The organism is Neobacillus terrae (assembly GCF_011393025.1).
In the GTDB taxonomy this organism is placed as follows: Bacteria; Bacillota; Bacilli; order Bacillales; family Cytobacillaceae; genus Neobacillus_A; species Neobacillus_A terrae.
This window is the reverse complement of the sequence record NZ_JAAOEO010000037.1, coordinates 1-24,424: the sequence shown is the minus strand read 5'-3', so window position 1 is coordinate 24,424 and position 24,424 is coordinate 1. Positions and strand designations below refer to the sequence as shown.

24 protein-coding genes, 1 rRNA gene and 1 other annotated feature are annotated in these 24,424 nt (G+C 37.9%); of the genes, 17 read left to right on the top strand and 8 right to left on the bottom strand.

Features of this window, described 5'->3' with window-relative positions; translation table 11 throughout:
• The 6 genes from rrf to G8761_RS24900 form a co-directional block, all read left to right on the top strand.
• Positions 1-75 (top strand): 5S ribosomal RNA (gene rrf / locus G8761_RS28290); the annotation flags it as partial.
• 168 nt (positions 76-243) lie between these two features.
• On the top strand, positions 244-1,083 hold the full coding sequence (locus G8761_RS24920) for a tyrosine-type recombinase/integrase (protein WP_166030644.1): 840 nt from the start codon (positions 244-246) through the stop codon (positions 1,081-1,083).
• Between the two features lie 140 nt (positions 1,084-1,223).
• Positions 1,224-2,057, top strand: coding sequence for a deoxyribonuclease IV (locus G8761_RS24915; protein ID WP_166030643.1), 834 nt, complete (start codon positions 1,224-1,226; stop codon positions 2,055-2,057).
• Positions 2,058-2,084: 27 nt separating this feature from the next.
• Entirely contained in the window at positions 2,085-2,306 is a 222-nt protein-coding gene (locus G8761_RS24910; RefSeq protein ID WP_166030642.1) for a hypothetical protein, read from the top strand.
• 181 nt (positions 2,307-2,487) lie between these two features.
• Entirely contained in the window at positions 2,488-2,652 is a 165-nt protein-coding gene (locus G8761_RS24905; protein ID WP_166030641.1) for a hypothetical protein, read from the top strand.
• A gap of 150 nt (positions 2,653-2,802) precedes the next feature.
• A complete protein-coding gene (locus tag G8761_RS24900; RefSeq protein WP_166030640.1) occupies positions 2,803-3,414 on the top strand; it encodes a YitT family protein in 612 nt (203 codons plus the stop codon).
• Positions 3,415-3,418: 4 nt separating this feature from the next.
• On the opposite strand, the gene G8761_RS24895 is transcribed toward G8761_RS24900, so the two are convergent.
• Positions 3,419-4,645, bottom strand: a complete 1,227-nt coding sequence (locus tag G8761_RS24895) for an MFS transporter (protein WP_166030646.1) — start codon at positions 4,643-4,645, stop codon at positions 3,419-3,421.
• Between the two features lie 71 nt (positions 4,646-4,716).
• Positions 4,717-5,217 carry a DUF3231 family protein gene (locus tag G8761_RS24890; protein ID WP_166030639.1) on the bottom strand — a complete coding sequence of 167 codons (501 nt, stop codon included), beginning with the start codon at positions 5,215-5,217 and terminating at the stop codon, positions 4,717-4,719.
• A gap of 156 nt (positions 5,218-5,373) precedes the next feature.
• On the opposite strand from G8761_RS24890, the gene G8761_RS24885 reads away from it, so the two are divergent.
• The 8 genes from G8761_RS24885 to G8761_RS24850 all read left to right on the top strand — a co-directional run bounded on the left by G8761_RS24885 (position 5,374) and on the right by G8761_RS24850 (position 13,202).
• Positions 5,374-6,930 (top strand): spore germination protein, encoded by a 1,557-nt coding sequence (locus G8761_RS24885; RefSeq protein WP_166030638.1) that lies wholly within the window; start codon positions 5,374-5,376, stop codon positions 6,928-6,930.
• Between the two features lies 1 nt (position 6,931).
• Positions 6,932-8,053, top strand: a complete 1,122-nt coding sequence (locus tag G8761_RS24880; protein WP_166030637.1) for a Ger(x)C family spore germination protein — start codon at positions 6,932-6,934, stop codon at positions 8,051-8,053.
• Positions 8,053-8,277, top strand: a complete 225-nt coding sequence (locus G8761_RS24875) for a hypothetical protein (protein WP_166030636.1) — start codon at positions 8,053-8,055, stop codon at positions 8,275-8,277. Before G8761_RS24880 ends, G8761_RS24875 begins: the two co-directional genes overlap by 1 nt.
• Positions 8,274-9,368: a GerAB/ArcD/ProY family transporter gene (locus G8761_RS24870; RefSeq protein ID WP_166030635.1), complete on the top strand. Its 1,095-nt coding sequence runs from the start codon at positions 8,274-8,276 to the stop codon at positions 9,366-9,368. Before G8761_RS24875 ends, G8761_RS24870 begins: the two co-directional genes overlap by 4 nt.
• Before the next feature lie 146 nt (positions 9,369-9,514).
• Positions 9,515-10,507 (top strand): sulfonate ABC transporter substrate-binding protein, encoded by a 993-nt coding sequence (locus G8761_RS24865; RefSeq protein ID WP_243450146.1) that lies wholly within the window; start codon positions 9,515-9,517, stop codon positions 10,505-10,507.
• Between the two features lie 31 nt (positions 10,508-10,538).
• Positions 10,539-11,303, top strand: coding sequence for an aliphatic sulfonate ABC transporter permease SsuC (gene ssuC, locus G8761_RS24860; RefSeq protein WP_243450145.1), 765 nt, complete (start codon positions 10,539-10,541; stop codon positions 11,301-11,303).
• A gap of 19 nt (positions 11,304-11,322) precedes the next feature.
• Positions 11,323-12,093 carry an ATP-binding cassette domain-containing protein gene (locus G8761_RS24855; protein WP_166030633.1) on the top strand — a complete coding sequence of 257 codons (771 nt, stop codon included), beginning with the start codon at positions 11,323-11,325 and terminating at the stop codon, positions 12,091-12,093.
• Positions 12,094-12,392: 299 nt separating this feature from the next.
• A complete protein-coding gene (locus G8761_RS24850) occupies positions 12,393-13,202 on the top strand; it encodes an Fpg/Nei family DNA glycosylase (RefSeq protein ID WP_166030632.1) in 810 nt (269 codons plus the stop codon).
• A gap of 71 nt (positions 13,203-13,273) precedes the next feature.
• Here the strand turns inward: G8761_RS24850 and serA are convergent, their stop codons facing one another.
• The 3 genes from serA to G8761_RS24835 form a co-directional block, all read right to left on the bottom strand.
• Entirely contained in the window at positions 13,274-14,884 is a 1,611-nt protein-coding gene (gene serA / locus G8761_RS24845) for a phosphoglycerate dehydrogenase (protein ID WP_166030631.1), read from the bottom strand.
• Positions 14,877-16,034, bottom strand: coding sequence for a pyridoxal-phosphate-dependent aminotransferase family protein (locus tag G8761_RS24840; protein ID WP_166030630.1), 1,158 nt, complete (start codon positions 16,032-16,034; stop codon positions 14,877-14,879). The genes serA and G8761_RS24840 overlap by 8 nt, the downstream gene beginning before the upstream one ends.
• Positions 16,035-16,102: 68 nt before the next feature.
• Positions 16,103-16,311 (bottom strand) — a binding site (T-box leader).
• Positions 16,312-16,414: 103 nt separating this feature from the next.
• On the bottom strand, positions 16,415-16,663 hold the full coding sequence (locus tag G8761_RS24835) for a transcriptional regulator SplA domain-containing protein (RefSeq protein WP_166030629.1): 249 nt from the start codon (positions 16,661-16,663) through the stop codon (positions 16,415-16,417).
• Positions 16,664-17,173: 510 nt separating this feature from the next.
• On the opposite strand from G8761_RS24835, the gene G8761_RS24830 reads away from it, so the two are divergent.
• Complete coding sequence (locus G8761_RS24830; protein WP_166030628.1) at positions 17,174-18,409, top strand: NAD(P)/FAD-dependent oxidoreductase; 1,236 nt, start codon at positions 17,174-17,176, stop codon at positions 18,407-18,409.
• Between the two features lie 49 nt (positions 18,410-18,458).
• Here G8761_RS24830 and G8761_RS24825 read toward each other — a convergent pair whose 3' ends face one another.
• The gene (locus tag G8761_RS24825; protein ID WP_166030627.1) at positions 18,459-19,628 is read right to left on the bottom strand and encodes a glucose-1-phosphate adenylyltransferase; all 1,170 of its coding nucleotides are present in this window, start codon (positions 19,626-19,628) and stop codon (positions 18,459-18,461) included.
• Positions 19,629-19,903: 275 nt separating this feature from the next.
• Here G8761_RS24825 and G8761_RS24820 point away from each other — a divergent pair, with 275 nt between their 5' ends.
• Positions 19,904-20,674 (top strand): class I SAM-dependent methyltransferase, encoded by a 771-nt coding sequence (locus G8761_RS24820; protein WP_166030626.1) that lies wholly within the window; start codon positions 19,904-19,906, stop codon positions 20,672-20,674.
• 182 nt (positions 20,675-20,856) lie between these two features.
• Here G8761_RS24820 and G8761_RS24815 read toward each other — a convergent pair whose 3' ends face one another.
• A complete protein-coding gene (locus G8761_RS24815) occupies positions 20,857-22,131 on the bottom strand; it encodes an MFS transporter (RefSeq protein WP_166030625.1) in 1,275 nt (424 codons plus the stop codon).
• 13 nt (positions 22,132-22,144) lie between these two features.
• A complete protein-coding gene (locus G8761_RS24810) occupies positions 22,145-23,464 on the bottom strand; it encodes an alkaline phosphatase family protein (RefSeq protein ID WP_420800285.1) in 1,320 nt (439 codons plus the stop codon).
• A gap of 287 nt (positions 23,465-23,751) precedes the next feature.
• On the opposite strand from G8761_RS24810, the gene G8761_RS28200 reads away from it, so the two are divergent.
• The gene (locus tag G8761_RS28200; protein WP_420800284.1) at positions 23,752-23,835 is read left to right on the top strand and encodes a putative holin-like toxin; all 84 of its coding nucleotides are present in this window, start codon (positions 23,752-23,754) and stop codon (positions 23,833-23,835) included.
• The last annotated feature ends 589 nt before the right edge of the window (positions 23,836-24,424 follow it).

The window sequence follows — 24,424 nt, the reverse complement described above, 5'->3', positions numbered from 1 at the left end:
AACACGGAAGTTAAGCTTCTCAGCGCCGATGGTAGTTGGGACATGCGTCCCTGTGAGAGTAGGACGTTGCCAGGCAATAAAAAAATGGGTATCCTTGGAAGCTATGCTTTAAGGGATACCCTTTTTTAAAATCAGCACATATATTGTTGTATTTATTCGCTTTTTCGCAGAAGTTGACTTTAAGGAAAATATGTAGTAGGGTTTAAATAATATCTAACTAAATTTTCTTTTAGGGGTGATGAAATGAAAAATACAGAAGGAAATTCTTATAGTCAACAAATACAAGAATTTATTTTCTGGCTTGAAAAGGAAGGTAAAGCTGAAAGTACCATTAAAACATATTTAGCAGTACTTGATAAGTTCTATAAATGGCTTGAGGGGAAAGAGTTACAATCTGTAAAACAAACGGATGTACAGAATTATATCAATCATTTGGAACAAGAAAACAAAAGTCCAGGTACTGTGGAGAAATATTTGGCTGCTTTAAGCGTATTTGCTCGATTTTCCGGAATTTCTGACATCATCCTTAATATTGAGAAGAAGGAAAAAGTGAAGGATTTAACTAATCCGGATTTTTTAAATGAACAGGAAGCTGAGCGATTATTATCCGAAGTTGAAAAGGATGGAAATCTTAGAAATATCGCGATAATTTATCTTCTCTTGCATACAGGAATTAAAATTTCTGAAATGTGTTCATTGAACCGATCGGATATAGAAATCACGGAAGATAAAGGGAAGTTATATATTCGGAATAACAATATCGTTGAGAGAATGATCCCATTATCAAGCAGGGTTGTAAAGCATCTTCAGCGCTATATTCAAACACTCAATTATCACGTCGAAGCGTTATTTGTTTCAAGTGTAAATAAAAGGATTTCGCCAAGGGGAATTCAGTATATGCTTGAAAAATATGATGTGAACCCAAATAAATTAAGACATACTTTTTGCAAGCGGCTTGTTGATAAAGGCGTGGATGTTCATACAGTTTCCAAGCTGGCTGGCCATAAGGACATCAATGTAACAAAACGCTATTTAAATGAAGATAATATTGATCTTGAGAAAGCGATAAATCAGGCTTTTTAATGCGATACACCAGGAAGCTTTGTCTTTATAATCTAAAAGGCATTTACCTATTAAGGGTAATGCCTTTTTTGTTGAGAAGATATATCATTTTGTTCAAATTGGATAAAACTAAGGAAAACAAGAGGGTTGAGTGATAAGCTTTGAGATTTGGATGTCATTTAAGTATAAGGAATGGATATATTGGTGCTGCAAAGCAAGCTAAAAAAATTGGGGCAGCCTGTTATCAATACTTTCCCAAAAGTCCAAGAAGTTTGTCTGTAAAAAACTTTAATAAAGAGGAAGCACAGGCATGCAAGGAATTTTGCCGTGAACATGACATTTTATCCGTTGCTCATACTCCTTATCCAACAAACCTTACACCTCCGGAAAATAAAAAAGATATTGTCCTTCAATCTTTAAAAAATGATTTGGAAATAGCCGAAGCGTGCGGTTCTTTAGGAGTTGTTGTCCACTTTGGAAGCAGTATTAGCAAAACAGAACCACTTGCCGGGTACCAATTAATGATTGCCATGCTAAATGCCGTTCTTGATAACTGGGAGGGGAAAACCAAGATTTTAATTGAAAACAATGCAGGAAAACCTGGTTCATTGGGAACAACTATAGAGGAACTGGTTATGGTAAGAAGTCTGTGTAATTCACCAGAGAAAATAGGTTTCTGTCTGGATACCTGCCATGCTTTTGCAAGTGGCTTATGGGCTACCGAAAGTACAAAGGAATTCCTGGAAAAGGGATCAGAAAAGGGTTACTTCCAGGAATTGAAGGCCATTCACTTTAATAATTCTAAATATCCTGCAAACTCAGGAGTGGATCGCCATGCGAATATCTTTTCCGGGGGTTATATAAAAGAAGAGGAATTTACTGAGCTTCTAAATGCCTCAGTTATAAGGAACCTCCCATTAATCCTTGAAACTCCATCGGATGAAGGTATAACACACGAAGATGAAGTTAATTGTTTGAAACAGAAATGGGGCTAAACTAGAAGTAAATGAGGGAGGAACAAGATGAAAAACTTTCGTTTCCTTATTGATGACGAGTATAACGCTCAAAGCCTTGCTGAGGATTTAAGAGTACAGCTGGATGTAAATAGATTTTACAATGTAAAGATTGTAGCCGTAAACCAGCGTAATGAAGTGATTGTTCAGGTTCCGGAAGAAAGCAGCTTTATAGAAGAAACTGTTGGCAGCTTTATGAAGGGCTACCAGAACGGCATTATTTTGGAATAGGCTGAGGCGAAAATTTATGAAGAAAAAACACTCGGAACAACAACAGGATATAAAAAGCGGAGAATTTAAGGAGTTATAGGGTATGGAACTGGAGGAAAGCCTGCTGTCAGTTGAATTTGCTACAACTGAAAACCCTTATTTAAGTGAGCACGCTTCCGAAGAATAATAATGAGGTGAAAGTATGAAAAAAAGAAATTCCGTAGAAAAAGGGGAACCCACCGTAGCTGAGGGTATTGATACTGAAGATGTATTGAATGAAAGTGCTTCAAAAGAGGAAATAGAAAAAGGCGAGTATACAAGTGTAACTACTTTATCCCTTGATGAGAATGATCCAGCAAACTTTTAATGATGAAGGCTGCCAAATTACTGGCAGCCTTCTTTTATCTTCCTTTATCCAAATAGCGTTATTTGTTAATGATAACGCCTGTACTACTTGGCTTATCGACAGAATAAGATAGTGCATAAAGAGCCATTAACTCCTTTGAGGTGGATTGGAATGAAACGTTTTTTTTATAAATTTGGAATTGTGCTAGCGGGAGGGGCAATTCAGGGGTTTGGGATGGGCTTATTTCTGTTTCCGCATGATATACCTTCAGGAGGAGCAGGAGGACTGGCCGTCCTCCTTCACCATTTTTTTTATTTAGACATGGGATTCGCTCTTTGGGCTGTTAATTTTTCAATGCTTGCAATGGCAATTAAATACTTGGGTAACGAATGTGCTTTGTGGACCATGTTTTCGATAAGTGTAACATCTCTAACCATTTTTGTTATTCAAAAAACATTGTATCTTCCTATACGAAATGTCTGGCTTGATCTTCTGGTAGGCTCTATTTTCCTTGGAATTGGAGTAGGAATGCTCCTGCGCCAAGGAGTCTCAAATGGAGGAGTAGGCGTAATCGCACTTATTATAGCTTCATATAGAAATACACTCCCCGGAAAGCCTTTATTCTGGATAAATGGGGGTATATTCCTTCTAACAGCTTATATCATTAAATGGGAAATTATTGTTCAGGCGCTAGCCAGTCAATGGATTTCCACAAAAATCGTGGACTTTGTCTGCAAAATACAATTTTTTAGTACCTATTCTTTAGGCTGGCGAAAAAAATAAATAGTTAAACGTAGTTATATCGGAAAGCTTGTTTTTGTTTTTCTTTAGAACCGCCTCCGCTTTTTTGGGCATGTATCAATGTCAGGCTGAGAAAACCGACCACAAAAGTTAATGCTGCTATTGTAAGAAACATGCCTGTCTGGGACCATTCCATCAGCCGTGTAAATATTGGAGGGCCAATGGCTACCCCAATAAAACGGACTGAACCATAAAGGGATGTAACAAATCCCCTCTTTTCTTTACCGACCGAGCCGGTAATTAAAGAATTCAGGCAGGGCAGTACAAATCCTGTTCCAATACTGCTTAGTACCAGTATAAAAAGGAATGGGATAAGTTTTTCATTAAAAAAGGAAAGGAAGACATAGGAAATGGTCATCAGGGTAAAGCCCAAAACAATCATCCTTTTCATTGTAACCTGATTTTTTCCTATCTTTGCCCCAGTGATATAAGAGCTTGTACCCATAACTAGCAGTGGAATGGCCAAAATTAGCCCTTTTATTACCCCATCTATCTTATATTGTTTTTCAAGAATATCTGAAAGATAAAAGAGAATACCAAAAAGGGTGAACAAACAGGTTGCTCCAGCTAGATAAGCCACTAGAAGCCATCTTCCCTCTTTTTTAAATACAAATAGAAGTCCTCTGATATAATTTGGGAAAGGAGGCGGTGCTTGCCGGTGCCGCTTTTCCTTTATAAATATCCATGTTAAAAGAATAGAAACAAGACATATGGCTGGAAAAGCATAAAAAACTGAATACCAGACCACTAAACCCAACAGGGACCCAAGGATTGGTGACATAACTTTCCCCATCCCGTTTGATGCTTCAACAATACCGAGCACCCGGCTTTCTTCCCCGCCTTTAAAAAGGTCTCCTGTTAATGCCATAGCAATTGGAGCGGTTCCAGCTGCCCCAATTCCCTGAAAGGTTCTTCCTACTAAGATCCATGCATATGGATGGGGGAAGGAAGATGAAGCAATTCCTGCCAGAATTCCTCCCAGTCCGTAAAGGATCAAGGCAGGGAGAATGATTATTTTTCTGGAAAACCGATCGGATAAATATCCTAATATCGGGATGAATATAGCAGCTGCTATTGAAAAAACGGTGATAGTTAAGCTTACCTGCATCTGGGTAAGCTTTAATTCTGATTTCATTTGAGGAAGGATGGGAATCAGCATAGAATTACCCAAAGTCATGATCAACGGAATTGAGCCAATTGCTGCGATTAGCATCCCTTTATTTTTGGAAGGCACTTCGTTATCACATCCTTTAATTAATTTGAGTGCCTTATCAGTTCTTCCGGTTATTTAAGATTTAATGGCGGAGGAACAAGCCACCCTTTTTCCTTACTAATTTTTAATAATTTTTCAGCATACTCTGCCTTCTGGGTATGAAATTCATTAAATAATTGGGCAATATCTTCTCTTATAGAAATTCCCATAATATAACTGTCATATATCTTTCCCGTAGTAAGTTCCTTCCCAATTAATGCTGCAATTTCCGGATCATTAAAACGGGCCCCCGCCGGTATATCTTCAATAGGAACATTTGGTCTTCCGGGAGGTGCAGGAGGAAGGCGGATTCCATTTTCTTTTAGGATGACCTCAACCTGCTGTTCCTCTTGTTTTATACAATTCTCCATTAAATCCTCAATAAATACCCTGAGGTCATGATCTCCAGTATGGTTATAAAAAACCTGGAGTGTTACTAAATATGCCTTCGTTCCAAAAAGATGGGACCATAGGTTAAAAACTTCTCCAGAATGCAAGGGCTCATCCTGAGGGTTGCCACTTAGTATACCCACAAAAAAACACTCCTTTTTAAGATGTTATTTCTTATTTTTTCGAAGAAAGGTGCATTTATGTTTACCTCTTTTTTCCATAGTTTTCAAAACCTCTTATCAGGGATAATTTGGGCCTATAGGGACAGATTATAAAAAAAGAGTAATGGGGTTTGAGGAATGAAATCTTTTAAAAAGCACAGGCAGTTAAAAAAACCCGAAGTTAACAATACAAAAACAGGAGAATTCATTAAATATGAATTAGAAGAAAATATTAAAACAATGAAGGTCTTGTTTAAAGACTGCTCTGATATTAATTTCAGGTTTATTACTGCTGGAGATACTAAAGCTTGTTTAGTATTCGTTGATGGACTTATAGATGCGGCTAGCATTGAAACTTCAGGTATAAGACAGCTTTTAGAGGAAACTGAACGTCGGCAGCTGACTGCGGATTATTTAAAAGAAAAGGTAATTGCAATAAACTCTGTTTCCGAAACGGAGCAAATTGATGATGCTCTTAACAAGATTTTAGGAGGATTTACGGTCCTTTTTGTTGACAGGATCGACAAAGCTATAGCCTTTGATGCTAAAGGGACAATTGCCCGGAGTGTCGCAGAACCTGAAACTGAAACATCCGTCAGGGGACCAAGGGAAGGGTTTACAGAAAGATTACGAGTAAATACTTCACTTATCAGGCAAAAAATTAGGTCCAATCGTTTAAAAATAGTATCAAAAATAATTGGGGAACAAACACAAACGAATATAGCTATACTTTATATTGAAGGCTTAGCACAACCAGATTTGATTGATGAGGTAATGGCAAGGCTTGACGCTATTAAAATAGATGCAATTCTTGAAAGCGGATATATAGAAGAGTTAATTGAAGATAATTCATGGAGTGTTTTTCCACAAATCCAAAACACAGAAAGACCGGATACTGTGGCAGCAAATCTTTTAGAGGGTCGTATCTCTATCGTTGTAGATGGAACACCATTTGTTCTCATTTTACCCGTTACCTTTTGGCAATTCCTCCAGGCAAGTGAAGATTATTATAATCGGTATCATATATCTATTTTTTTAAGAATACTAAGAGTCCTTTTTGTTTTTGTAGCTCTTGAACTTCCAGCTCTTTATGTGGCAGTGACAACCTACCATCAGGAAATGATTCCAACGAATCTTTTATTCAGTATCGCTTCATCAAGGGAAGCCATCCCTTTTCCCGCTTTTGTCGAGGCCCTTATTATGGAAATATCATTTGAAGCATTGAGGGAGGCCGGTGTAAGGCTGCCAAAAATCGTGGGACAAGCGGTCAGTATCTTGGGTGCATTAGTAATCGGGCAGGCAGCAGTTGAAGCAGGAATTGTGTCTGCACCTATGGTTATTGTGGTTTCGATAACAGGTATAGCCTCATTTACTATCCCCAGATTCAACATGGCTATCTCCATACGACTGCTTCGGTTTCCGTTAATGATTCTGGCAGGAATGTTTGGTCTATTTGGATTAGTACTGGGTTCACTTTTTCTCCTTACACACTTATGTAAATTAAGATCCTTTGGGGTTCCGTATTTTTCTCCGCTCGGGCCTCTGTCATTTAAAGAACTTAAAGATGTTTTTATCAGGGCTCCTTGGTGGTCATTGGAAATGCGCCCTAAACAAACTGTTAAAGGAAATAGAAGGCGTATGATTGATCATTTAAAACCACCTACTACTCAACGTTATGGGGAAGAAGGGGAGTAATATGAGAAAGTTAAATAGTATACTGCCGATTCTTATAAGTATTCCTCTTTTAGTGGGATGCTGGGATCGGATTGAGATTAACGACCTCGCTTTTGTTATTGCCTCTGGCGTTGATATGAAGGGAATTGATAAGTATAACGTTTCCGTTCAGGTTGCACTTCCAAGTGCAATGGGAGGGTCGGGATCAAGCGGAGGCGGAGGAGGAACCAGCGGCGGTCCTTTTTATGTCGATGCAGAACCAGGCAGAAACATTAGGGAAAGTAATGATAATCTTCAATTGCGTTTATCAAGGAATCTTTATTTTGCTCACCGACGTGTTCTTATAATTGGAGAAAAGCAGGCCCGCGAAGGAATTAATGAAGCAATAAATGTTGTCCTAACTCAGCCTCAGTCCAGGCTTTCCACATTTTTATTAATTTCAAAGGGTGAGGCAATTAATATATTAAAGACTAAAACAAAACTCGATTTATTGCCTGGAGAAGCTTTGAGGGAAATGTCAAAAAGCAATATTGGTATGACAGTTAAGGACGCGATGCAGGATATGAATAGATATGGAAAAGAGGCAGTTATACCTGTGGTTGAAAAAGGCAAAGGAGGATTTAAAATGGCTAGCTATGCCATTATGCATCACGATAAAGTTGCCTTTTTTACAAACAAAAAAGAATCAAGCGGAGTATTATGGCTTCGCAATAAAATGAACGAAAAGTCCATTACCTTCTCCGATGCAAAAAAGCAAGAAATCACACTCAGAATTATCGAAAGTAGAGTGAAACAGAAATTTTCCATGGTTAATGGAAAACCACTTTTTACCTTTAAAGTAATTGCAACCGGAACACTTATGGAAAACGAGGGGAATTTGGACCTTGCCAGACCATATATTTATAGTAGGGTTGTCAAAAGATTTCAAGAAGAAGTCAAGTCTGAAATTATGTCCCTTATTAAGCATTCACATTCTGAAGGGATCGATGTGGGAGGACTAGGATGGTATTTATATAAAAGTAAAAATAACCTATGGGATGAAAGGTTTAAGAAAAATTGGGAAGAAAATCTCCACAATTTGGATATCAAGGTAGTGGTAGATGGAGAAATTTTAAGAATGACCAATACAGGATGGAACTATTAATGAAAGCAAGAATGATAATAACCTGGATAATTCTGTTGATTTATCTCATTATCGTGATTAAAAAAGGGCTTGTTGAAAAAAAACAGCGAAAATGGGTGTATTTAGTTGCAGCACTCACCGTGTGCATAACTTTATGTGTAGTATTCGAAATTCCTGTGCATATAGCGATGGAATTTTTGAATAATAAAGTTGGAGGCATAACAAAAAGGATGGTGGAAAAATGAAACCAAGAATATCCGCCGGACAATTCAGTATATTGATAGCTAATTTTATTTTTTCAGTGTCAGCAATCAGCCTTCCACAGGTACTAATAAAAAGCTCAGGCCATTATAGCTGGGTGTTAGCACCTGTAACGCTTCCTGTATTTTTTTTATTTGTTTTTATAATCATAGGCAGAGCAAAAAACCAGGAACAATTTAAGAATATATTTGTTCCGGATAGTGATCATTCGTTTGTGGAAAAAATCTTTTATCTTTGTGTGTTTTTATTCATGGCTTTAATCCTAATTAGGGATTTAAGGGGATTCGTTGATTTTGTAGCCGCTGTTTTGCTTCCCAATACCCCAATCGATATTCTGGTTACACTTTCTTTACTTGTAATCTTATACGTTACAGTCTCAGGACTTGAAGTAATAGCAAGGGTTACAGTTATACAATTTGTTATATTGGGCGTTATTGTCGCTGCCCTTCCGCTGTTGCTTTTAAATGAAATTCAGATTGGGAACCTACAGCCTATATTGGGAATGGAAGCATTACCGGGCGTCTTCAAATCTTCTTATATCCTGTTTTCATGGGTTGGAGAGGTGGTTTTTATTGTTACTATTATTGCTCACGTTGAACCTATAAAAAAAATAAGAAAAGCTGCTTTTCAGGGTATTGGGATTATATATACCCTGCTTTGTATTCTATTGGCTACAGAAATAGGAGTATTGGGAACGAAAATTCTTGAGGTTTCCACTTATCCAAGCCATCAGTTAATTCAGCAAATCAATTTAACTGATTTTCTTGACCGGCTTGATGTGTTTATTGTAGTTGTCTGGCTTCCCAATATTTTTACCAAACTGGCTCTTGCCCTTTTTTGCTTAAATAAAGCATTGAGCTGTTTAGTTAAGAGGGAAACTAACGTGTATATTTTGCCGGTTTCCCTTATTCTTGGTCACTTGTCGATCCTTTTATTTAAAAATAACATTAATCAGATTGACTTTTCTTTTTATACCTGGCCAACCCTTGGTTCTTCCTTAGAAATTATCCTCCTTGCATTATTTATTCTGATTAAATGGCAGAGAAAGAAAAAGCTGCAGAATAAAACAACGTGAAAACACCTGCTTTTGGCGGGTGTTTTCTTTTTTAAAAATCTAATTATGTTGTAATCACCCGGGACAGGAACCTATAATTTTCCGTTACATAGGTTATCACAGAGGGATAAACGCCCTGTAGAAGATGCGGGAAGGATGAAAGCAGAATGAAAGTTAAACGACTAACACTTTTTTTAACAATGTTATGTACTTTCCTGTTGGCAAGTCTTTTCCTTGCCGGCTGCGGCAAAAGCGAACCAGATAAAAGTAAGTCTGCAGCCAAAAACGATAAGGTTAAAATAACTAAAACGATACGGATTGGTTATCAAAAAAATGGACCGCTTTTTATTCTTAAATCACTGGGTACATTGGAAAAACGTTTAGCAAAGAAAGGTTATCAAGTGGAATGGAATGAATTTCAGGCTGGACCAGCATTAATGGAAGCCTTAAATGCAGGAAGTATAGATATTGGCAGGACTGGAGATTCTCCACCTATTTTTGCTCAGGCTGCGGGCATACCCTTTGTCTATATCGCTGCCGGTAAACCAAAATTTTATGGAAGCGGAATTCTGGTACATGATAATTCCTCAATCAAATCTATTAAGGACTTAAAAGGGAAAACAATAGGATTTGCAAAAGGATCCAGCTCTCATTATTTATTGGTGAAGGCATTAGAAAAGGCGGGTCTGAAATACAGTGACATCACTCCTGCATTTCTCCAGCCGGGCGATGGCCGAATTGCATTTGAGCAAAAGAAAATCGATGCATGGGTAGTATGGGATCCGTTTTCAGCTGCTGCTGAAACAGGTGCTAATGCCAAGATGCTGACCAATGGAGAAGGACTTACAACTGACAGGGATTTCTTCCTTGCAAATGAAGAATTTGCCAAAAAGCATAAGGATATCATAAATGAAATGATAGACGAAATTAAAGCCTCTTCAGAATGGGCTAATTCTCATCATGCTGAACTGATAAAAATGCTGGCGCCTCTTCTTAAGATTGATGAACCATCTTTAAAAATTGCTGTTGAAAGACGGGAATACGGAGTCGATGAATTAACTCCGCAATTGATAAAAGAACAGCAACAAATTGCTGATACATTCTATGATTTAAAAATTATACCAAAGAAAATTATTGTTAAGGATCTAATGAACCATTAAGCAAAGTTAACAAATGAAAGGGGTGAAAATATTGAAAACTTTTATTAAAGAGGCAGTGAAATCCATTATACCCTGGATATTGCCCTTTTTGCTCCTGCTAGTTTGGCAGATTCTATCCTTTGATGGGATTATCTCTTCCCGAATACTGCCTTCCCCCCTGGCAGTACTTAAAGCCTTCCTAACTCTGTCAATGACAGGGGAACTTTTCGACCATGTTTCCATCAGTCTGGAAAGAGCCTTAACAGGTTTTTTAATTGGCGGTTCGATTGGGTTTTTACTTGGACTTTTTAATGGTGTATTTAAGTGGTTGGAGCTTTTTACGGACACATCTATCCAGATGCTGAGGAATATTCCGCACCTGGCACTCATTCCTCTTGTTATTCTTTGGTTTGGAATTGGAGAGACATCTAAGATATTCCTCGTTGCTCTTGGAGTTCTGTTTCCTGTTTATATTAATACTTATCATGGTATACGTTCTGTTGATAAACGGCTGATTGAGATGGGGAAGGCTTATGGACTAAAGGGTGTCTCCCTTTTCCTAGCTGTTATTTTCCCGGGAGCTCTTTCTTCGATACTAGTAGGAGTAAGGTTTTCGCTTGGTGTTATGTGGCTTACTTTAATAGTAGCAGAAACTATTTCAGCGCACTCTGGTATAGGTTATATGGCTATGAATGCCCGTGAATTTTTGCAAATGGACATTATCGTTCTAAGCATATTGCTTTATGCTTTGCTTGGAAAGCTTTCTGATGTTATTGCAAGGTTTTTTGAAAGAAAATGGCTGAAATGGAATACTTAATGGTTAGGGGAGTAATGTAATGGTTAAGAATCATTTTCATGAAACCAGTATCCAGCTTAGGAATGTGGGTAAAGGTTACGAAAATAGAATGGTATTGGATAATATTTGCCTGGACATCAAAAAAGGTGAGTTCCTTGCTATTGTTGGTAAAAGCGGATGCGGGAAAAGTACTCTTTTGCGCCTAATTTCCGGTCTTGAAAGCTGTGACTCCGGATTAATTCTTATGAATGGGAAAGAACTTAATGGATTGAATAAGCAGGCACGGATCATGTTTCAGGATGGCAGGCTTCTTCCTTGGAGAAAGATCCTCGATAATGTAGGGCTTGGGTTGCAAGGGGATTGGAAACAGAAATCCATTGAAGCTTTGGATAAGGTGGGCCTTAAAGACCGTATCAATGATTGGCCTGCCAAATTATCAGGAGGACAAAAACAAAGGGTTGCCCTTGCCAGAGCACTTATTCATCAACCTGAGCTCCTTTTGCTTGATGAACCGCTTGGTGCACTGGATGCCTTAACCAGAATTGAAATGCAGGATTTAATAGAAAAGCTTTGGCTTGAAAAAAAATATACATCTATTCTTGTCACCCATGATGTTGAAGAGGCGGTCGCAGTAGCAGACAGGGTTATAATGATTGAAGACGGAAAAATTGCCCTTGACCAAATTATCGATCTTCCAAGACCAAGACAACGATCTCAAAAAGGGTTTACATCTTATGTGGATACCATATTAAAGCGGATTATGAGGCCTGGAGGAACAGATATTCATTTAGTTGAGAAGGTAAGACTTTAAAATGAAGGCGGCCCAATATACTGGGACGCCTTTTACATTTATTGATAAGAAAGTATAAAGTTTTACCTTTTAAATTGTCTAGCTCCAGCACCCAGCGCCTAGTTTCCATCCCGCTTCTCCCTACGATAAGTCAACATCGAAATGCTTTGCATTTCGTGTATCCTTTATCTCAGTCCAAGTGGGCCCCAGTCCATACGTCGCTGAACGGGCGCTCGCGCTTTTCTTATGAGAGGCAGGTTCTACATAATGAAGCTTTCTTTGGAAAAGATAGGAAGAGAGAGCTAACAGGAGGTAATCCAATGCCCGAATTACCTGAAATGGAAAATTATAGAATCCTTCTCAATGAAAAAATCAGCGGGAAAATCATTACGTCAGTAACCGTAAACAGGGAGAAGTCAGTAAATGTCCCGCCAGACCTTTTTGCTAAAACTGTCCATGGTCAGAGAGTTGAAAAGGTGACAAGAAAAGCAAAACATTTACTATTCCATTTGGAAAACGGCCGGGTTTTGCTTTTGCATCTTATGCTGGGAGGAATTTTGTTTTACGGCAGAGAAGAGGAAAAGCCAGACAGAACCATACAGGTTAAAATCTCCTTTGGAGAAAATCATCTCTATTTTATTGGTCTGCGGCTTGGATATTTACATTTGTATAAGGGAGAAGAAGTAAATGAAATTTTGTCTTCGCTGGGGCCTGAGCCATTAGAAGCTGATTTCACTTTGGAGAGTTTTAGGGCACTTTTAATTAAAAAAAGGGGCAGATTGAAATCCAAAATGGTTGACCAAAGTTTCATTTCTGGAATTGGGAATTGTTATTCTGATGAAATTTGTTTTGACGCAGGTGTCTTGCCGTTTAGAAACATTCAGGACTTTCAGGAAGAAGAGATTTCCCTGCTTTATTCCTCTATATTAAGGATATTGAGAAAAGCAATTAACGATGGTGGGTATATGGAAATGCCCTTTTTTAAAGGGGACACCAAAACCGGAGGCTACAATAATTTATGTCTGGTATATGCTCGGGAAAATGAAAAATGCTTCAGGTGCAGTTCCATTATTAAAAAAGAAATGATATCTTCAAGGAAAGTGTTTTACTGCCCTGTCTGCCAGCATTAGTATCTTAAATAAAACCAAAAAGGGGGCCAAGCCCCTTTTTGGTTTTTATAAAAATAATAGCTTAATTCTATTTAAAAGGGAGCAGCCGTTTCAATGGCTGTGATGTCCAATACTTGGACTCCTTTTAGGCCATTAATTAATTCAAGTGAACGTATAGCAGTATCATCCACCTTTTTATCAAGCGTCAAAACCATGATTGCATCGCCGCCAATCTCGGCACGGCCAACCTGCATCGTTGCAATATTGATGTTATGCTCACCCAAGACTGATCCTACTTTTCCAATCATGCCCGGAATATCGGTATGCTTGATATATAAGAGGTGTTCCTGGGGCTTAACATCGACCTGGTAATCATTCAATTTGACAATCCTTGCTCCATAACCTTCCAGTACAGTTGCTCCGACACGAGCAGTATCTTTTCCACGGGTCAGTGATAGTTCCAGGTAGCTGGCAAAGCCTTTGCTTGCATCATTATTTTGAACAAGATAGGGAATACCTTGTTCCTTTAATAGATGGAAAACATTTATTAGATTAACAGAGTCAGAGAAATGCCAGGAAAGAATTCCTCTAAGTATAGTCCTGGTCAATAGGTCAGTATCCTCTGCTGCCAGGTCCCCAGAGTAGGTTACTTCAATTTTCTCTGGAGCCTCTTTTAACAGCTGTACAGCCAATTGTCCCATCTGTTCTCCGAGTAGGAAGAAGGACTTTATTTTTTTCTGGGCCTCTCCAGTAATTGGCGGCATATTAACGGCATTTCGGATTGTTTGTGTTTCCAAAATATCAATAATTTCACCGCTCACTTCGAGGGCTACTTTTTCCTGAGCTTCAACTGTGGAGGCTGCCAGGTGGGGAGTTACAATGACATTTGGATGTGATAGTAATTCTGGGTCAATATAAGGTTCTTTTTCGAATACATCCAATGCAGCTCCTGCCACCTGTCCAGATTCTAAGGCTTTAATTAAGGCTCCTTCATCAATTATTCCGCCGCGTGCACAATTGATAAAACGCACTCCTTTTTTCGTTTTCCTTAAAAATTCTTCATTAACTAAATTTCGTGTATCATTTGTAAGAGGGGTATGAAGAGTAATAATATCAGCCTCATGTGCTATTTCATCAACGGTAGCTTTTTTAATTCCTAGTTTATTAGCCCGTTCAGCGGTCAAATAAGGGTCAAATCCCAATATGTCCATTCCAAAGCTCTTTGCACGCTTTGCAACTTCAGCCCCAATTTTCCCCATTCCAATTATTCCGAGTGTTTTTTTGTATAGTTCAATCCCTTTAAAAGAATTCCGATCCCATTTACCGCTAGCCGTTACTTTATGTGCTTGCGGAATACTTCTTACAAGGGAAAGCATGAGTGCGAGTGTATGCTCAGTAGCAGCAATAGTATTAGCGCCAGGGGCATTGATAACTATAATCCCTTTTTTCGTAGCAGCATTCACATCGATATTATCCACTCCAACTCCGGCACGGGCAATCACTTTAAGTTGGCTGGCGTGTTCAATAAGTTCTCCTGTTACTTGTGTTTGGCTGCGAACGATTAATGCATCATATTGTCCAATAATTTCTATTAGCTGGCCTGGATTAAGTCCAACCTGTTTTTCAATTGTAAAATTCGGATGCTCGGCAATAGTTACTAAGCCTTCATCACTGATTGAATCTGTTACGAGAACTTTATACATATTCCAACCAAACCTCCTGTGCTTTTGAAATCCCTCTTCCTAATATTCCTTTACCTGCAGTTTCGCTTAACGTCATTTCAAGTGCGTTTAATACTCTTAACATGTCAAAGGGAGTGCAATACCCCATATGGCCAATCCTGAAAATCTCACCTTTTAATTTCTTTTGACCGCCTGCAAGGATTATTCCGTAATTGTTTTCCAAAGCGCTTTTAATCTGTTTTGATTCGCTTGTATTTGTTATAACTGCTGTAACAGTAGGAGAAGCATCCTCATCGGAAGCCAGAAGAGGCAGATCCAATGCCTTTAATCCTTCCCTAAGCATTTTCTTTAAGAGCATATGGCGTGAAATTACATTTTCAAACCCTTCCTCTTCAATCATGCTGCAAACTTCCCTGGCACCATAAATCAAAGATACAGATGGAGTAAATGGCGTTGAATATTCCTTTTCATACGATGTTACATACTTATTTAAATCCAAATAAAATCTCTTTGTACGGCAATTTTTTACTGCTTCTTTGGCCCTATTGCTTAGAGCAACAAAAGCGAGACCAGGAGGAAGCATTAACGCTTTTTGGGAACCTGATACGAGCATATCTATATGCCATCTTTCCATATCAACAGGTACAGCACCAATACAGCTAACACCATCAACAACAAACAGTGCATCAGAGATACGATTAACTGTTTCCCCCAGCTGCTGAATAGGATTTAATACACCAGTTGAAGTTTCACAATAGGTAGCAAAAACAGCTTTTACATTTTTTCCTATTGTTTTAACATATTCCTCTAGCTGGTCAGGTTGACAAGCTTTTCCCCATTCAACTTCCAATCTGTGAACATTTGCACCAAAGGTTTCGCAAATGGAAGCAAAACGGTCACCAAAAGCTCCTGTTACAACAACTACAATATCATCATTTGCTTCTACAATATTGGATGCAGCTGTCTCCAATGCTCCGGTTCCACTACCCGAAATAAGGATTACGGGGTTTGGTGAACCAAAAATAGGAGCCAGACGAGTGGCTGTTTCTTCAAGTAATTTTGGAAATTGTTTTCCCCTGTGGGCAATCATCGGCTGGTTCATTGCCTGTATAACCCGTTCTGGAACAGGAGTTGGTCCAGGTGTTAATAAAAATTTCTGATTTATAAGCATTGAAAATGCACTTCCTTTCGGTATATAAAAATAAAAACGCCCCTTATACCAGGCATATAAATCCTGATATAAGGGGCGTTAGTAAACGCGGTACCACCCTAAATTATTACTGGAGACCAGTAAACTTGAAAAGGTAACGGCGTATGCCGGGCCGGCTTACTAATTTTCAGCAGACCTGTTCAGAAGGGCTGGGCTTTTAAAGAATATAGCATCGGTTTGCACCATCCACCGACTCTCTGAGGCACTTTCTTTAAGCCGTCTTCATCATTACATTTTAATATTTCAGATAATATAGAGATTATTCTACATCGGTAATTTAGTATTGTAAAGCGAAAAAGAGAAAATTCTTAAATTTTTAAAAAATATTAATTCAGTGATTTCTAAAAATCCGTATCCCCGTAATACTCATTAAATGCTTTTTCTGCAGCTTGTTCCGTCGGAAAAAATGCATCATCTTCTTCTATAAGGTGAAAGGATTCATGCAGAAATAAAGCTAATTTTTCAGGGTCTTTTGGGTGCTGAACAATTTCAGCTGACTTAATATTAGCAACGGAAGGTGTATGAGGATTGTGATAAATTACAAAAACCTCGTCACCGGCTTTAACATCTTTCGGATCAATTGTATCCATCAACAACATGCCTTTCTATTTTTTTCTTAGCTTATCCCAAAGTGAATATAAGTCATTCAATGATTTTTATATTTTATAAATGGTCTGATGCGAGCCTTTAATTTGTAAGCATTTCGCATTTATGCTTATATTTGTTATCCTTTCACATGTGTAGAATCGATAAAAACATGTTGCGAACTGATTAGTTTCTTGTCAGCTGTACCACTGCCACAGCACCTTTGTAAACTTTGGAGTGGAAAGCGAGTGCCTGGTAACTGAAATCAACATGCCCACTCTACAATCTGGACATCCCATTCAATGGATGTCTTTTCTGGGCAGTGATTATTTTTCCTATATAATAATGCTGTTTAAATGAAATAGTGTTACATAGCGAGGATGTCCACCAAAACTGTCATAAATATTTCCAAAGTTTAAAGTTTACTTCAGAAAATGTATCGAATAAAATGAAGAAAAAGGAATTGTGAATTATTTCACAAACAATTCAAATCAATTCCATTAGGGGTGAAGATAATGAAGGAGAAAGTAAAGATAGTTATATTAGGAGGCGGATACGCCGGACTACTGACAGCAGTAACTCTTCAAAATAAGGTTCATGCCAAAAGGGCAGATATCACCTTAATTAATAAACAGGATTATCACTATTTAACAACAAAAATTCATGAATCTGCAGCTGGAGCTCTTAATCCGGAATTAATTCATCTCCCTATATCAGATTTAATTGATACTGAAAGAATTCACCTAGTAAAAGACGTAGTATTAAAAATAGATCTAATGAAAAAAGAAGTTATTCTAAAAAAGTGTTCCGAAAGATATGATTATTTAGTGGCTGCAATTGGAGGGGCCCCGAGAACCTTTAATATCCCGGGTCTGAAGGAGAATGGACATTTTATATTTGATTTTGAGGGAACAGAAAGACTAAGGGAACAAATCAAAAACCAATTTATTAAATATAATGCGGACCAGGATGAAAGCAGGCTGACCTTCGTCATAGGCGGAGCAGGCTTTACAGGTATTGAATTTCTCTTTGAGTTCCTGGAGCAAATACCTAAAATGTGTAAAAAGTATGGGATAGAAGAAGAAAAAGTAAAAGTAATCTGCGCTGAATCGGCAACAACATTATTAAATGGGTATGACTCTAGAATGGCTCAGGATGCCTGGAAATCAATGCAGAAATTAAAATGTAAAGTTCTCGGTGGATTAGCCATTTCTTCTTGTTCAAAAAAGGAAGTACTTTTTAGTGATGGAAAAACTGTTAAAACGAATACTATAATCTGGGCTGGCGGGATTAAAGGCAATCCAATTCTCGAAAATTTGGGCTTTCCGATGCTGGATGGGAGAGTAATCGTCAATGAATATTTAGAAGTTGAGGGCCACAAGGAGATTTATATTCTTGGTGATGCATCCGTAATTTTTTCTCCAGAAGGAGAGCCATATCCGCCTTCCGCTCAAATTGCCCTTCAGCAGGGACAATATTGTGGGAAAAACATTGCCTTAAAAGTATATGGCCAGCCTATAAAGCCTTTCAATTATATTTACAGGGGGGCTGTTATGTCTCTCGGAAGAAAGAATGCAACGGGAGTGGTTTATGGAAATTATATAAACGGAAAACTAGCTTCCTTTATAAAATATGTTATTGAAATGCGATATTATTATATGTTAGGCGGACTCCGCATGCTGGCTAAAGAGATGAAAAGGGAGCGGCTAATAATCAAGAACCATTCCAAAGATACTATTCCAAAAAACTAATTAAAATAAAAAAAGGATAGCGCCAGCTATCCTTCTTTTTGTGTGATTTTTACATTGAAAACGTTACGGTGTAGGCTGCTGTTTCCCTGAAAAAATGGTTGTCACCAACGAGGGCGATTTCATTATCAGGATAAGAGGATTTAATTACAATCCTGTCATTCACATAAACATTACATCCAATAACAGCATTTTGGATTAATACATTGTCTCCGATTTCTGCATTGGGGAGAATGACTGAATCACGAATCACAGAATTTTCCCCAATTTTTGCTCCCTTACATACGACTGAGTTCTTTACAATTCCATAGATTTTACAGCCTTCACTTATTATAGAGTTCATAATAACTCCCTTTGAATCCAAATAGAGCGGGGGATCGCAGTGTTCTTCTGTATAAACCTTCCAATCACTATTATTTAAAAATATATTTGTCTCAGCGTTTAAAAGGTCCATATTTGCCTTCCAGAAGCTTTCAACGGTTCCTACATCCCGCCAATAACCATCAAAGCTGTAGGTGTATAGGGAAAGCCTATCTGCCAGCATTGCTGGGATAATGTCTTTTCCAAAATCACAGGAAGGAAAAATATTGTTTCCTTCTGCTTTCAAGTAGTTCACCAAAACATCTTTCTTAAAAATATATACTCCCATTGAAGCCAGTGTGGACGACGGCCGGTCCGGCTTTTCTTCAAATTCAATGATTTTATCCTGCTTGTTTGTTCTAAGAATACCAAATCGGTTTGCTTCTTCCCAAGGGACATTTACAGCTGAAATAGTGACATCAGCACCTGTACTTATATGCTGTTTTAGCATAAGATTATAATCCATTTTATAAACATGGTCTGCGCAAATAATAAGAATGTGATCAGGATTATATTGTTCGATAAATGGAATATTTTGATATACCGCCCCTGCCGTACCATCATACCAGCGAATCTGATCCCGTGATTCAAATGATGGCAAAAGTGTAAGGCCTCCATCTGTCCTATCTAGGTGCCAGTTTTGCCCGCTGCCGATATATTTATGAAGAATATGAGGCTTATATTGGGTAAGTACACCCACGATATCAATATTAGAATTTCTGCAATTGCTTAATGCGAAATCAATGATCCGGTACTTTCCTCCGAAGGGAACAGCTGGTTTTGCAAGACTGTGAGTTAATGTTTTCATTCTTTTGCCTTTGCCTCCTGCAAGAAGCATTGCAATACATTTACGCTTCGCCAATTTTTACACCTCCGCCAAAACTATTCTCTTAACAATATAGACATTTATTTGAATTTCTTGTTAAGGAGATGTTTCAATTTGGTAAATAGATTAAAAATCTGACATAAATACTGCAAAGATATATACGCTGATTTTCTTAAAAATATACTTTTTATTATCCTCATAAATGGAAATTGATAAGGAATACTTATGGATTCTAATAAATAACTGATATTTTAAATTATTAAATCCTACAAGTATAGTTAAATTAGCCGATTAAAACAGGAGGGGAGTACATGGATATAAAGAAAGATGTAAAGGAGCAATTTGGCAGGAATGCAGATTCATATGTGAACAGCAAAATTCATAAAGAAGGCAAGGATTTATATAAGCTTGTCCAGATCGCCAGCCTAAACGGGGATGAAAGGGTACTTGATGTGGCTACAGGAGGCGGGCACACTGCCAATGCCTTTGCACCTTTTGCAGACAAGGTTATTGCAATTGATTTAACACCTGAAATGCTAAAAGCAGCCAAAGCCTTTGTAAAGGGAAATGGAAACAGCAATGTTGAATTTCTTGCAGCTGACGCGGAAAAGCTTCCTTTCTCTCCAGAAGTATATGATGCTGTTACCTGCCGAATAGCACCCCATCATTTTCCCAACATCAAAAGTTTTATTGAAGAAACGTATCGTGTACTTAAACCAGGGGGACAGTTCCTGCTTGTTGATAATGTTGCCCCGGAAAAGGACAGTTTTGATTCTTTTTATAACACAATTGAGAAAAAGAGGGACTATAGCCATTTTAGGGCCTGGAAAAAGTCCGAATGGCTGGAAATGCTTGAATCAGCAGGATTTGAGATCAAAGAATTTCACCGATTTGAAAAAATCTTTCAATACGACTCGTGGTGTAAACGGATGAAACTTTCAGTAGAGGATAAAATGGAATTAAACCAATTTATGCTTGCTGCAGACAAGGAGATAAAAAAGAAATTTCGGATTCAGTTTTCCGGTAATGCAGTAACCTCCTTTCAGGGAGAATCAATCATCTTAAAAGCGGTTAAATATTAGATTATTTCGTTAATTATACAGCTTTTTATCTTTTTTTTCGATTAAAAAGCCTTGCTTATTTCTCGAAAAGGTGATTGAATAGCCACACCGTTAAAAATTAGGGAGAAGATTTCCCAATCCACATTAACGTTATTGAGCAAAAATAAAGCAGGAACGAAAAACCGTTCCTGCTTTATTTTTAGTTAACCTTGAATCGACTCGGAAACAGCAACCTTCTTATTTTCAGGCACTCTGCTTAAAATAAACCCGCCGATCAAAAATAGTATAACTAGGCTGAACACGCCGCTATTTGTATTTCCTGTAATTTGAGCAGTAACACCTACTAAAAATGGCCCCATTATTGCCGCAAATTTTGAAAAGATATTATAAAAGCCAAAAAATTCATTAGCGGACTCTTTTGGAACCAGCCTTGCAAAGTATGCACGGCTTAATGCTTGAATTCCCCCTTGTGAGGATGCGACCAGCATAGCAAGAATCCAAAAGTCTAAAGTTGTTTTCAAAAAGTAAGCGTAGGTGCAAATGATAATATAAACAAATATACCTACCAGAAGCATAGTTTTCCCTCTGAATTTTTCAGCAAGACGGCCATAGAGGATGGCAAAGGGTGCTGCTACCACCTGAGTTGCAAATAAAATAATAAGCAGGTTTGTTGAGGTTATTCCAAGGTCTGAACCATAAGAGGTAGACATTGTAATAATAGTATCGACGCCATCAATGTAAAAGAAATAGGCAATTAAAAACAAGAATAAAGCACGGTACGCTTTGATATGTGTAAAGGTTTGGCGGATTCTTTGGAAACTGTTTGATACAGGGTTCTGAACTCTTTCTTTATAATAGACCTGATTAACGTTTTTTAGCATTGGGATGGTAAATATCCCCCACCAAAGGGCAGTTATTGCAAAGGCAGCCTGGCTTGCTGCTGTAACTGAAAGAGGCAGAACTTTTTGCTGTGCTAAAATAATCAATGTGATACTTATAAGGAAGGGTATAGTACTTCCAATATAACCCATAGCAAATCCTCTTGAGGAAATACGATTCATTCGATCTTCACTTGTTACATCCACCAAAAAAGCATCATAAAAAATATTGGCCCCAGCAAATCCTGCAACCGTACACATATAACAAATTAAGAGAATAAGCCATTGTTCATTCGGAACTATAGATAAAAGCGCTGTAAAGACAATACCGAGAGAAAAGAAAAAGGTAAAGAATCTTTTCTTGAACCCTTTATAATCACCAATAGTTCCCAAAAGGGGAGCAAATAGGGAGACAAGCAAAGTAATTAAGGAGTTGGCGTAGCCCCAATATGCTGTGGAAGTGGAAGCAGCAATTCCTGCTTCAGATGCTGCAGATTTAAAATACAAAGGAAAAACGGCTGTTGTTATGATTAATGAATAAGCAGAATTTGCCCAATCGTAAAAGGTCCAGCTTTTTTCCTGTTGGGTGAGTCGATTCATTTATTTTCCCCCTTTATTTGGAAAGCTCCAGCATTTCCTCGATTACTCTTCCATCTGTATCATCAAGCTTTAATCCCAAAATCCTAGCAAAAGTAGGCCCTTCATCTACAAGCCGCATTTCGGGAATAGGAAAGTTTTCTCGGATCCCATTTCCTGCTGCAATGAAGACTGTTGAATAGTTTTCCTTCTCTGGTGAATATCCATGAGTGGCAAGAGTATATTTTTTATCAGCCTTAACGTCCTCACTATCAATCTCTTTTATATAATCTCCTTTACAATCCTCCAAAAAATAAAATCCTTTTCTGGCTTCAACCATAAAAGTACAATTTGGATCAGCCCCTTTCTCAGAAGCTTCTTCAGATGTAAAAATCCTCTCAATTCCATTATCAGGAGTATCCAGCAAAGAAGTAAGGAGCAGTTTAACATCATGATATGATTTAGAATGATTTTTATCTTTCAAATAAATATATGCTGAGCCGTCACAGCTTTTGCAATAAGCCTTCCAATTTATCACCTTGCCTTTGTCACTTACATCGATAAGCTTCTTTTCAGCAAGCAAAGCATTCAAATGAAGCGCTTTCTTTTCGTCCAGGGCACTATGGTCTCCAAGAATAACAATTGAAGTTTCATCATAAATTCCGCTGTCCTTTAATGCCTCTATAATTTTTTCGAGCCGGTTATGATGCCTGTATATAGCTGCCTCTGCTTCATTTGATGAAAATCCGTAAAAATGACGCTGTGAATCAAGGTCAACAAAATGAACCATCAGCAAATTGGGTTTTTTCGTTTTAATGGTATGTATAGTAGAAGCTAAGACAAAATCGTCAAGTTCTGGCTGATTCAGCCCCCTTCGAAGATGGCCAAAACGCCTGTCCAAATCCAATTGATACAAAGGGCTGCCGTTAAAAAGTGAAACCATAACTTGATTTTTCCACGGCCGATTTGCAAAAATCTCTGGCATATTGTAATCAATTTTTGCTTTGCCGGTAACCGGCCATAATAGTGAAGCTGTTGTCATTCCAGCCTTTTTGGCTTCATCATAGAGGGTTGTTCCTTTGATGGCTGGACGGTACCAATTCCAGTCAGGTGAAGTTTTTCCAGGCTGCAGCAGGGTATTGTTGATGACTCCATGCCGTCTTGGATAATTTCCCGTCACAATGGTTGTGTGGCATGGGTAAGTTACAGAAGGATAAATACTTTCGACACGGTCAGAGTATGAGCCTTGGTTTATTATAGCTTGAAAATGAGGCAGCTGCTGCAATAGCGGGAAATCTAATCCAGACAGGCAATCAAATGAAATAATAATTAGATGTTTGGCAAGGGGCTTCATAATTTCCTCCAAAGTCTCTTGGTTTATAGCTTAATTGTACTATAAATAAGCTTAAAAGGCAGAGAATTTACTGAAAATTAGATTTTTTGGCTTTTAATTTTAGAAGGATTTTTTTCGGTTTTTGATAGAGAGAGTTTTGATCGAGCAAGCTGGTTGAAAATTCTATTAACAGAAATATTTATAAAACATATGTTCGTATTTCTGATGTGAAAATGATATAATATAAGAACAATAGAATAGGTTTTCTTGAGGGTGGTCGGCTCACTTCCTGTGAAAGGGGGTGGTGCTGTATGACAGTATTCGAATCTATAATGGCTATGATCGGCTTTGCAACATTAGTAATCTCGATTTTGTCATTTAGCCAAAAAAAATAATCCACCCTTGAGTTGACGGCTCTGGTGGATTATCTCCGGTTATCAGCCGATTCCCTTTGAAGGAACCGTCTATTGCAAAGCCGCACATGTTCCCGCATGTTCGGCTTTTTTATTTTATATGTTTATTTGGGTCCATTATACCAGATTTGTCTCAAAAAGAAAACATAACGTACACGCTGAATTCACTTTATTTGAAAAAAGTATCATATTGTATTAAACTTTGAAAAAACATTTAGATAAGAGGTAGGGATTTTCGGAAAATCCCAAATGTAAACACAGGCATATGCCTAATGAAGTGTGCATTTTGTCCATAATGTTTGCATTCATTTTTATATTTGTGCATTCGTAAAGATGAATCATGCATTCTTTTGTAAGATACGTGCATTTATCGTCCGGAATCGTGCATTATTTTCAAAAAACCGTGCATTTACTAAAACAATTCGTGCATTCTTTTTATAAAATCGAGTCAAGTCCTATTAATTGTGTAAAATCAAATGCAAGTGTTTTCAACAAAAAATTGTGGGGTGTGATCCAAACCCTTTTCATTTTTTGAGCGAGACTTCCATGGGTTTCATTCTTCATATCCAGT